Here is a 10,211-nt window from a genome sequence, read left to right on the forward strand (position 1 = left end):
CCCCGTTCTACTGCTTGTCGAACCGGTGCTGGGTCGGGGACTGCTGGGCGGTGCCCGGGGCGCCGCCCTCGATGGCCTGCTGCTGCGCGGACGGGCCGCCCGCCAGCTCGGCCTTCATGCGCTGGAGCTCCAGCTCCACGTCCGTGCCGCCCGACAGGCGGTCGAGCTCGGCCTGGATGTCGTCCTTGGAGCCGAGCCCGCTCTGGTCGTCGAGCGCGCCGGAGGCCAGCAGCTCGTCGATCGCGCCGGCGCGGGCCTGGAGCTGGGCGGTCTTGTCCTCCGCCCGCTGGATGGCCAGGCCGACGTCGCTCATCTCCTCGGAGATGCCGGAGAAGGACTCCGCGATCCGGGTCTGCGCCTGGGCCGCGGTGTAGGTGGCCTTGATGGTCTCCTTCTTCGTGCGGAAGGCGTCGACCTTGGCCTGGAGGCGCTGGGAGGCGAGGGTCAGCTTCTCCTCCTCGCCCTGCAGGGTCTGGTGCTGCGTCTCCAGGTCACTGACCTGCTGCTGGAGCTGGGCACGGCGGGACAGGGCCTCGCGGGCCAGGTCCTCGCGCCCCAGGGCGAGGGCCTTGCGGCCCTGGTCCTCCAGCTTCGCGGACTGTCCCTGCAACTGGTTCAGCTGCAGTTCCAGGCGCTTGCGGGAGGTCGCCACATCGGCGACGCCGCGGCGCACCTTCTGCAGCAGCTCCAGCTGCTTCTGGTAGGAGTAGTCGAGGGTTTCGCGCGGGTCCTCGGCCCGGTCAAGGGCCTTGTTCGCCTTCGCGCGGAAGATCATCCCCATACGCTTCATGACACCGCTCATGGGCTTCGCGCGCCCCCTTCTAGACGGACTGTGCTCCAGGTCACCGACAGAACCCACAGTACGGGCCCTGTCTCCATTACCGCACTGTTCGAGTGCGGATGCGCTCCTCCTCCAGGACGACTACGCCCGCGCCGTGTCAGGCGTGAGGAGTAGGTGGGTCCCGGACGAGCCTCGCAAGAGAAGGACGCCCGCCGTTGCCGGATCGTTCCCCACCGGGGTGGGGCCCATGCCCGCAACCACGTAGGCTTGGGTTTTGTGTTTGGTAGCCGCTCCTCCAAGGAAGAGAAGGCCGCCGCCACCGACAAGGTGAGCGCCGACCTCTCGCAGCCCCGTGACCCGCAGGCCCCGAAGGGCCGCCCTACGCCGAAGCGTGCTGTGGCCCAGTCGCAGCGCAAGGCCGTGGTGGCCTCGACCGGCAACCGCAAGGAGGATGCCAAGCGAGCCCGTGAGCGTCGCCGTGCAGAGATGGCCAAGCAGCGCGAGGCGCTGGCCAGTGGCGACGAGCGTTATCTGCCCGCCCGTGACAAGGGCCCCGTCCGCAGGTACGTCCGCGACTTCGTGGACTCCCGCTTCTCGGTCGCCGAGATGTTCCTGCCCCTGGCCGTGGTCATCCTGGTGCTCAGCATGGTGCGGCAGCCGACGATCCAGAACATCGCGCTGCTGCTGTGGCTCGGCGTGATCGCCCTGATCATCGTCGACTCCATCGGCCTGGTGTTCCGCCTCCGCAAGGCGCTGAACGAGCGCTTCCCGAACGAGCCCCGCCGCGGCGCCGTCGCGTACGGGCTCATGCGCACCCTCCAGATGCGCCGGCTGCGCCTGCCGAAGCCGCAGGTCAAGCGCGGGGAACGGCCCTGAGCCGAGCGAAGCCCGGCACGTCGGGGGAAGGCTTCGCGGAAGGAGCCCGGCTCTGGCTCGAAGGCCTGGGCGGACTGCGCAACGCCGTCCGGCAGGAACTGGTGGGCCGGCAGGTCGACGAGCAGATCGCGCACCGCTTCCCGGTCGGGCAGCGGCTGCGCGTGCTCGACGTCGGCATGGGCCAGGGCACCCAGGCGCTGCGGCTGGCCCGCGCCGGGCACAAGGTGACGGGTCTGGAGCAGGACCCGGACATGCTGGCCGTCGCCCATGAGGCGCTGGCCGCGGAGCCCTCCGGCATCCGCGACCGGGTTCGTCTCATGGAGGGCGACGGCCGCGAGACCGGCGCCCATTTCCTGCCGGGCAGCTTCGACGTGGTGCTGTGCCACGGGGTGCTGATGTACGTGCCCGAGCCGGACGCCATGCTCGCCGGGCTGGCCCGAATGCTGGCGCCGGGCGGGCTGCTGTCCCTGCTGGTGCGCAACGGCGACGCGCTCGCCATGCGGCCCGGGCTGGACGGCGACTGGAGGGGCGCGCTGGCCGCCTTCGACAGCACCGAGTACACGAACCGGCTCGGTCTGGACGTACGCGCCGACCGGCTGGCCGGGCTGACCGCCACGCTGGCCGGTATCGGTGCGCCGCTGCAGGCCTGGTACGGCGTACGCGTCTTCACGGACGGCACCGAGGCGGGCGAGACGCTCCCGCCCGACGAGGAGCTGGAACTGCTGCTGGCCGCCGAGGACCGGGCCGGGCGGACCGACCCCTACCGGGGCGTCGCCGCGCTGCTGCACCTGTGCGGTGTACGGGGCTGATGGCCCCCGCGCCGCCGTTTCCCGGGGCTGCGCCCCAGACCCCGCGCCTCAAACGCCGGCGAGGCTGAATTGCCAGCCCGTCCGGCGTTCGAGGAACGCAGCCCCCTAGGCTTCGAGGGCCGCGCGCAGGCTCATCGTGTAGAGCTCGGTGCCGGCGTCGTCGGACAGCTTCACCTGTTCGACGCCGCCCTCCAGCAGGTCCTTCCAGTACTCACCGATCCAGGACTCCGCGTCCCCCTGCGTGGTGAACTCCTCGGGTACCACCGACGGGCTCGTCTCCGTGCCGTCGGCCGTCTCGAACCGCCACGTCCACGCCATGTCCGCCTCCGTTGCTCGTCCGCTGCTCGCACGCTTCTCGCCTTGAGTCTGCCCGCAGAGTAACCGGGCGCGCAGCAGTCTCGGCGACGCGGGAGGATCATCCTGTGGAACTCACTCTGCTCGGCACCGGCACACCCGAGGGCCTGCCCCGCCCCGGCTGCCCCTGTGCGGCCTGCGCCCTCTCCGTCGGCACGCTCGCCCGCGCGGCCACGGCCGTCCTCGTCGACGGGGCGCTGCTGCTCGACCTGACCCCCGGGGCGGTACTGGCCGGCGCCCGGGCGGGGCATTCGCTGACCGGCGTGCGGCAGGTCCTGCTCACCCATCCGCACGACGGGCCCGCGGTGGAGCTGCCGCCCGGGCTGCCGGCCGCGGGGCGGGTGCCGGACGGTCGGGAGCTCGCGGTGATCTCCGGACACCGGGTGCGGGCGGTTCCGATGGACGCCCCGGGCACCGGGTACGAGGTGACCGGCCCGGACGGCGGCCGGCTGCTGTACCTGCCGCCCGGCGGGGCCCCGGCCGGGGCCGACCGCAGGGCCGGGCAGCGCCCGTACGACGTGGTCCTCGCCGACGTGCTGGGCCGGCCCGAAGCCCTCGCCCGGCTGCGGGCGGCCGGCGCCGTCGGCCCGGCCACCGACGTGATCGCCGTCCACCTGGACCACGACACCCCGCCGGGCCGGGAGCTGGAGCGCCAGTGTGCGGCCGCCGGGGCCCGGGCGGTGCCGGACGGGACCACCGTGATCGTCGGGGAGTACCACGCGGCGGCGCAGCCGCCCCGCCGGACCCTGGTGCTGGGCGGGGCCCGCTCCGGCAAGTCGGTGGAGGCGGAACGGCGGCTGGAGTCCTTCCCGGAGGTGGTCTACGTGGCCACCGGCGGAACCCGGGAGGGTGACCCGGAGTGGGCCCAGCGGGTCGGCCTGCACCGGGAGCGCCGGCCGGGCAGCTGGCGGACGCTGGAGACCTGCGAGCTGGTTCCGCTGCTGGCCGCCGACGGGCCGCCGCTGCTGATCGACTGTCTGGCGCTGTGGCTGACGGACGCGATGGACCGGGCCGGGGCCTGGGACGACTCCGTCTGGGCCAAGGGCGGGCGCCAGCAGCTCGGCGAGCGGACCGCCGAGCTGGTGGCGGCCGTCCGCGCGACCCGGCGTCCGGTGGTGCTGGTCAGCAACGAGGTCGGCTCGGGCGTCGTCCCGGCGACCGCCTCCGGCCGCCGCTTCCGCGACGAACTGGGCCGGCTCAACGCGACGGTCGCGGGCGAGTGCGAGCACGTGCTCCTCGTCGTCGCGGGCCAGGCGATCGTACTCAAGCCCTAACGGGGGTGGTCCTGTGGAGCGCTCACGTCGTACCGGGCAGCACGCCGGGCTCGCCGCCTTCGCCGGCGCCTGTCTGGCGGGCGGCGGCAACGCGGTCGGGGTCAGGTTCAGCAACCGCGAGCTGGATCCGCTGTGGGGCGCCGCGGTGCGGTTCGGCGCCGCCGCGCTGGTGCTGCTGGCCGTCATGGCCGTCATGCGGCTGTCGCTGCCCCGCGGGCGGGCGCTGGCCGGCGCGGTGCTGTACGGGGTGCTCAACTTCGCGGTGACCTTCGCGCTGGCCTACTACGCGCTGGTCCGCATGCACGCGGGTCTGGGGCAGACGCTGCTGTCCCTGGTCCCGCTGGTGGCCCTGCTGCTGGTGGTGGCGCAGCGCCAGGAACGCTTCCGGACGTCCGCGCTGGCGGGCACCCTCATCGCGGCCGCCGGGGTCGCCCTGGCCTCGCGGGCGCCGCTGCAGGCCGACGTGCCCGTGCTGTCCCTGCTCGCGATGCTGGGCGCCGTACTGTCCTTCGCCGAGGCGACCGTGCTCGCGCACCGCCTGCCGCCGGTCCACCCGGTGACGATGAACGCGGTGGGCATGACGGCCGGGGCGGCGCTGCTGTTCGCGGGTTCGTTCGCCGCGGGCGACACCTGGCGGCTGCCGGAGCTGGCGGTGACCTGGTGGGCGCTGGCGTACCTGGTCGTGGTGGGCTCGGTGGCGACCTTCGTCCTCTACCTGATGGTGGTGCGCCGGTGGGGGGCGTCGCGGGCGGCCTACGTCTTCGTCGTCATCCCGGTGATCACGATCCTGCTGTCGGCCTGGCTCGACGACGAGGAGCTGACGGCCGGTCTGCTGCTGGGTGCTCCGCTCGTCCTGTTCGGCGTCCATCTCGGCGCCCTGCGGCCGGGCCGGAACCGGCCCCCGAAGGCCTGAGGGAGGGCCTTACCGGCTGTACTCTCTGGCAGATGAGCACGCTGAATCTCGACGACTTCTCCGATCTGATCGAGCGCCCCGACGGGGGCGTCCGGCGTGATGCCGAGGAACGCCGTGAGCGCCTCGCCGTGCCGCCCGGCGCGCTGGGCCGGCTCGACGATCTGGCCGAGTGGCTCGCCGCCGCGCAGGGGCGGGTGCCGGTCAAGCCGATCGAGAGCCCGCGCGTGGTGCTGTTCGCCGCCGACCACGGGGTCGCCGCCGCGGGCGTCTCGGCCCGGGCCGCCTCCACCGGCCACGAGCTGGTGCGCGCCGTGCTCGACGGGACCAGCCCCGTCGCCATCCTGGCCGGGCGGCTCGGCGCCACCATACGGATCGTCGACGCCGGGCTCGACTGCGATCCCGGGCTGCTCCCCGAGGACGTGGTCGGGCACCGCGTCCGGCGCGGCAGCGGCCGGATCGACGTGGAGGACGCGCTGACGTCCGAGGAGGCCGAGGCGGCGCTGCGGCTCGGGATGCGGATCGCCGACGAGGAGGCCGACTCCGGGACGGATCTGGTCGTCCTCGGGGATCTCAGCGTCGGCGGGACCACCGTCGCCGCGACCCTCGTCGCCGCCCTGTGCGGAACCGATGCCTCGGTGGTCACCGGCCGCGGCGGACGGCCCATCGACGACCTGGCCTGGATGCGCAAGTGCGCGGCGATCCGCGACGCGCTGCGCCGGGCCCGCCCGGTCCTGGGTGACCAGGTCGCGCTGCTGGCCGCGGTGGGCGGGGCGGACGTGGCCGCCATCACCGGTTTCCTGCTCCAGTGCGCGGTACGCCGTACGCCGGTCATCCTCGACGGCGTCGTCTCGGCCGCCTGCGGACTGGTGGCCCAGCGGGCCGCGTTCCGCGCTCCGGACTGGTGGCTGGCCGGTCAGGCGAGCGGTGAACCGGGCCAGGCGAAGGCCCTGGACCGGATGGCACTCAACCCTGTGCTCGACCACGGCGTCTCAGTGGGCGAAGGTACCGGGGCATTGCTGGCTCTCCCCCTCGTCCGGGCGGCCGCCGCACTCGCGGCGGAACTCCCCGAACGGGCGGTGGCGGAGCCGGCGGAATGAGCCGCCGGGGCCCGCGGTCCTGACCAGACCGTGGTCCCCGTTCCGCCCGATCATGGACGGCGGCGCCCCATATGATCGCTTTTTATGGGAGAGGTCCGTTTGACCAGCGCAGAGACCGACCGCACCGCCGTACGGGCGACCGGTCCGTCATCCGGCAGGAAAGAGACCGGCGGCGATCCCGCCGGCAGGGGGAACAGCAGGGGGAGCACCCGTTCGAGGCGCGGCGCCGCGTTCGCGGTCTGGTACCTGCGCGTCGTCACCTTCGTCAACTTCCTGAGCGCGGTGTGGCTTTCGCTCGGGCAGGACCTGCGCAACCACAACACCGCCGATTTCTACACCCCGTACCTGCTCACGGCCGGCTTCGCGTCCGGCCTGTTCTCCCTGATGCTCGCCGTCACCCTGGGCCGGCGCAAACGCGCCGCCTGGATCCTGAACCTCGCGCTGAGCGGCGCGCTGCTGCTCGCCTTCGCCGTGGCGGCCTTCGCCCCCTGCACCGAGGGCGGCCTCGACCTCTGCTACCCGGAGTTCCGGGACCACGCGCAGAACTGGGTCTCGCTCGGCCTGACCGGCGCCTTCGTCGGCGCCCTGGTCCTGGGCCGCCGGGAGTTCTACGCCAGGGGCGACCGCTCCAACCCGGCCCTCGCCACCGTCGTCGCCGCCGTCGGACTGCTGGTCACCTCGCTGATCGCGGCCCTGCTCGTCGGCGCCGCCAACACCTCTCCGCTCCACGCCGAGGCCACCTTCCTGGCGCGCTGGAAGTACGGCGTGATGCGCCTGATCACCCTGGCCCCGGACGACCGGGCCTACCAGGCGATCACCACGCCCGGCTGGGTGAACGTCTCCATCAACGTCATGTCGATGCTGCTGCTGCTCGCCGTGCTGTTCGCCGCCTTCCGCTCGCGCCGCGCCGTCGACCCGATCAGCGAGGAGGACGAGGAACGGCTGCGGGCGCTGCTGGGCCGCCAGGGCGACCGCGACTCGCTCGGCTACTTCGCGCTGCGCCGCGAGAAGTCCGTCATCTGGTCCCCCACCGGCAAGGCCGCCGTCACCTACCGCGTCGTCGGCGGGGTCTCGCTGGCCTCCGGCGACCCGATCGGCGACCCGGAGGCCTGGCCCGGTGCCATCGATCCGTGGCTGGCCGAAGCCCGCGAGCACGGCTGGGTGCCGGCCGTGATGGGGGCGAGCGAGGAGGCCGGACAGATCTACGCCCGGCACGGCCTGGACGCGCTGGAGCTCGGGGACGAGGCGATCGTGGAGACCGCCGAGTTCACCCTGGAGGGCCGCGCCATGCGGACCGTCCGGCAGGCCTTCAACCGCGTCAAGCGGGCCGGGTACACCGTCCGCATCCGCCGGCACGCCGACATCCCGGCCGAGGAGATGGCCGAGCTGGTGCGCCGCGCCGACGACTGGCGCGACGGCGCGACCGAGCGCGGCTTCTCCATGGCACTGGGCCGACTGGGTGATCCCGCGGACGGCCAGTGCGTGATGCTGGAGTGCACCGACGGCAAGGGCGACCTGCGGGCCGTGCTGTCCTTCGTACCGTGGGGACCCAAGGGCCTGTCGCTGGACCTGATGCGCCGTGACCGGGACTCGGAGAACGGCCTGATGGAGTTCATGGTCATCGAACTCCTCGAACGCTCCAAGGAGATCGGGGTCACCCAGGTCTCCCTCAACTTCGCGATGTTCCGGTCCGTCTTCGAGCGCGGGTCCAAGCTCGGCGCGGGCCCGGTGCTGCGGATGTGGCGCTCACTGCTGAGCTTCTTCTCCCGCTGGTGGCAGATCGAGTCCCTCTACCGGGCCAACGCCAAATACCGGCCGATCTGGGAACCGCGGTTCATGCTCTTCGAGAAGAGTTCGGACCTGCTGCGGATCGGTATCGCGGCCGGCCGGGCCGAGGGCTTCCTGGAGGCCCCCGGGCTGCCGAAGTGGCTGCACCGCAGACACCTGGAGACCCGCCGTTGACAGCGTGGAACACCACCCCCCTACGGCGGTTCGCCCGCCGTGAGTGGGGGCCCCTGGGCCGGACCGTCCGGGGCGCGCTCGTCCGCGAGAAGTGGCGCGCGATCCCGATGACCATCGGCGCGGTCTGCCTGACCTCGGCCTTCCAGATCGTGCAGAACACCTCCTGGGGCTTCCAGCCGGTCCAGAACCTCGGATCGGTCAAGGCCGCCGACCCGCTGTGGCTGGCCCTGCTGCGCACCCCCCTGTCGCTGTTCGTCCCGGCGCTGGACCTACCGGTGTGGGGGGCGCTCGCGCAGATCCTGCTCGTCCTCGGCATCTCGGAGATCTGCATCGGCTGGTGGCGCACGCTGGTGATCGGCTACGTCGCCACCCTCGCCGGGACCACGTACGCGCGGATCGGGCTCGCGCTCGGCCCCGACCATCCCTTCGGCCTGCCGGTGTCCGACCGGATCGTCAACGACACGGGTCCCTCGGCGGCGGTGGTGGGGCTCGCCATCTACGTCTGCTGGCGCTACCGGGCGTACCTGACCGGCGCCCTGGTGATCCTGGTGATGATCGGCGAGGTGCTCGTCAAGAACAACCTGGCGGGCAAGGAGCACCTGGCGGCCATCGCCGCGGTCATGGCGGTGTGCGTGGTCCGGGCGCGATGGGCTCCGGCCCGCTCCCGCGTCCCGCTGGGGCAGCGCCCTCCGCCGTAGGGTGCGCCGTAGGGTGCGCCGGGCAGGCCGTACCGTATCGGGGTGACGACAGACCTCGGGCCCTTCGCCCCCACCCGGCAGTGGCTGCGGGCCCATCCGCTCGCCACCGATGCCGTGCTGGCGTTCGGGGCGTTCGTCGCCATGGTCGTCGGCTCCTTCGCCGATCCGCACGGGCCGCACGGGCCCACCTTCGGGACGCGCACGCCCGAGCCGTCCTCGCTGCTGCTGATGCTGCTCGGCGCGGCCGCCCTGGTGTTCCGGCGCCGGCAGCCGCGCACCGTGCTCGCCGTGACCTGCGGGCTCTGCCTGCTGGAGCTGACCACCGGGGAGCCGCGGGCGCCCGTCGCCATGTGCACGGTGATCGCCCTCTACACGGTGGCCGCCCGCACCGACCGGCCGACGACCTGGCGGATCGGGCTGCTCACGATGGCGGGGCTGACGGGCGTGGCCATGCTCGCCGGGCCGCTGCCCTGGTACGCGCAGGAGAACCTCGGGATCTTCGCCTGGACCGGAATGGCCGCGGCCGCCGGGGACGCGGTGCGCAGCCGGCGGGCCTTCGTCGACGCCATCCGGGAGCGGGCCGAGCGCGCCGAGCGGACCCGGGACGAGGAGGCCCGGCGGCGGGTCGCCGAGGAACGGCTGCGGATCGCCCGGGACCTCCACGACGTGGTCGCCCATCACATCGCCCTGGTCAACGTGCAGGCGGGGGTGGCCGCGCACGTCATGGACAAGCGGCCGGACCAGGCCAAGGAGGCCCTGGCCCACGTACGGGACGCCAGCCGGTCGGCGCTGAACGAGCTGCGGGCCACGGTCGGGCTGCTGAGGCAGTCCGGTGACCCGGAGGCGCCGACCGAGCCCGCGCCCGGGCTGGGCGTCCTCGACGAGCTGGTGGACACCTTCCGGCACGCCGGGCTGCCGGTGAAGGTGATCGTCCAGCTGGACCGCGAGGCGGGGGCGCTGCCGGCGGCGGTGGACCTGGCGGCGTACCGGGTGATCCAGGAGGCGCTGACCAACGTACGCAAGCACGCGGGGCCGGGGGCGCGGGCGGAGGTCAGCGTGGTCCGGGTCGGGCCTTCGGTGGAGGTGACCGTGCTGGACGACGGGGGCGACGCGGAGCCGGAGCCGGTGGCGGCCGAGCCGGGCGGGGGTCATGGGTTGCTCGGCATGCGGGAACGGGCCACGGCGCTCGGCGGATCCTGCTTCGCGGGCCCCCGCTTCGGCGGCGGCTACCGCGTCCACGCCATCCTCCCCGTCTGACCTCCCCGGTCGACGTCCGCTGCGCGGAACCCTCGCCGGGGCCAAAGTCAGCCCGGGCCGGAGCCAAAGCCAAACCCTTGCCGGAGCCAAGTCATCCTCGGCCGGAGCCAAAGTCAGCCTCGCCGGGGGGGGGGGGGGGGGGGGGGGGGGGAGGGGGGGAATCTAGCAGTAAGACGAGTCTGCGTAGGGG

10 protein-coding genes are annotated in these 10,211 nt (G+C 73.4%); 8 read left to right on the forward strand and 2 right to left on the reverse strand.

All coding sequences use genetic code 11. The features are described 5' to 3' along the window. Window positions 1-7: 7 nt before the first annotated feature. Window positions 8-802, reverse strand: a complete 795-nt coding sequence (locus ACZ4TV_RS28555) for a PspA/IM30 family protein (RefSeq protein ID WP_468137918.1) — start codon at window positions 800-802, stop codon at window positions 8-10. A 255-nt stretch (window positions 803-1,057) separates the two neighbouring features. Here ACZ4TV_RS28555 and ACZ4TV_RS28560 point away from each other — a divergent pair, with 255 nt between their 5' ends. Continuing rightward, window positions 1,058-1,657: a DUF3043 domain-containing protein gene (locus ACZ4TV_RS28560; RefSeq protein WP_468137919.1), complete on the forward strand. Its 600-nt coding sequence runs from the start codon at window positions 1,058-1,060 to the stop codon at window positions 1,655-1,657. A gap of 65 nt (window positions 1,658-1,722) precedes the next feature. Then, window positions 1,723-2,466 (forward strand): class I SAM-dependent methyltransferase, encoded by a 744-nt coding sequence (locus tag ACZ4TV_RS28565; RefSeq protein WP_468137956.1) that lies wholly within the window; start codon window positions 1,723-1,725, stop codon window positions 2,464-2,466. Between the two features lie 105 nt (window positions 2,467-2,571). On the opposite strand, the gene ACZ4TV_RS28570 is transcribed toward ACZ4TV_RS28565, so the two are convergent. Beyond that, on the reverse strand, window positions 2,572-2,784 hold the full coding sequence (locus tag ACZ4TV_RS28570; protein ID WP_351295768.1) for a hypothetical protein: 213 nt from the start codon (window positions 2,782-2,784) through the stop codon (window positions 2,572-2,574). A gap of 104 nt (window positions 2,785-2,888) precedes the next feature. Here ACZ4TV_RS28570 and ACZ4TV_RS28575 point away from each other — a divergent pair, with 104 nt between their 5' ends. The 6 genes from ACZ4TV_RS28575 to ACZ4TV_RS28600 all read left to right on the forward strand — a co-directional run bounded on the left by ACZ4TV_RS28575 (window position 2,889) and on the right by ACZ4TV_RS28600 (window position 10,021). Then, on the forward strand, window positions 2,889-4,094 hold the full coding sequence (locus ACZ4TV_RS28575) for a bifunctional adenosylcobinamide kinase/adenosylcobinamide-phosphate guanylyltransferase (protein WP_468137921.1): 1,206 nt from the start codon (window positions 2,889-2,891) through the stop codon (window positions 4,092-4,094). Between the two features lie 13 nt (window positions 4,095-4,107). Beyond that, window positions 4,108-5,007, forward strand: a complete 900-nt coding sequence (locus tag ACZ4TV_RS28580; protein WP_468137922.1) for a DMT family transporter — start codon at window positions 4,108-4,110, stop codon at window positions 5,005-5,007. Window positions 5,008-5,039: 32 nt separating this feature from the next. Next, window positions 5,040-6,104, forward strand: coding sequence for a nicotinate-nucleotide--dimethylbenzimidazole phosphoribosyltransferase (cobT, locus tag ACZ4TV_RS28585; RefSeq protein WP_468137923.1), 1,065 nt, complete (start codon window positions 5,040-5,042; stop codon window positions 6,102-6,104). A gap of 84 nt (window positions 6,105-6,188) precedes the next feature. Continuing rightward, window positions 6,189-8,066: a phosphatidylglycerol lysyltransferase domain-containing protein gene (locus ACZ4TV_RS28590; RefSeq protein WP_468137924.1), complete on the forward strand. Its 1,878-nt coding sequence runs from the start codon at window positions 6,189-6,191 to the stop codon at window positions 8,064-8,066. Further along, window positions 8,063-8,764: a hypothetical protein gene (locus tag ACZ4TV_RS28595; protein WP_468137925.1), complete on the forward strand. Its 702-nt coding sequence runs from the start codon at window positions 8,063-8,065 to the stop codon at window positions 8,762-8,764. Before ACZ4TV_RS28590 ends, ACZ4TV_RS28595 begins: the two co-directional genes overlap by 4 nt. A gap of 42 nt (window positions 8,765-8,806) precedes the next feature. Then, a complete protein-coding gene (locus ACZ4TV_RS28600) occupies window positions 8,807-10,021 on the forward strand; it encodes a sensor histidine kinase (RefSeq protein WP_468137926.1) in 1,215 nt (404 codons plus the stop codon). The last annotated feature ends 190 nt before the right edge of the window (window positions 10,022-10,211 follow it).

The sequence above is a fragment of the Streptomyces sp. NPDC028910 genome, from assembly GCF_055564955.1.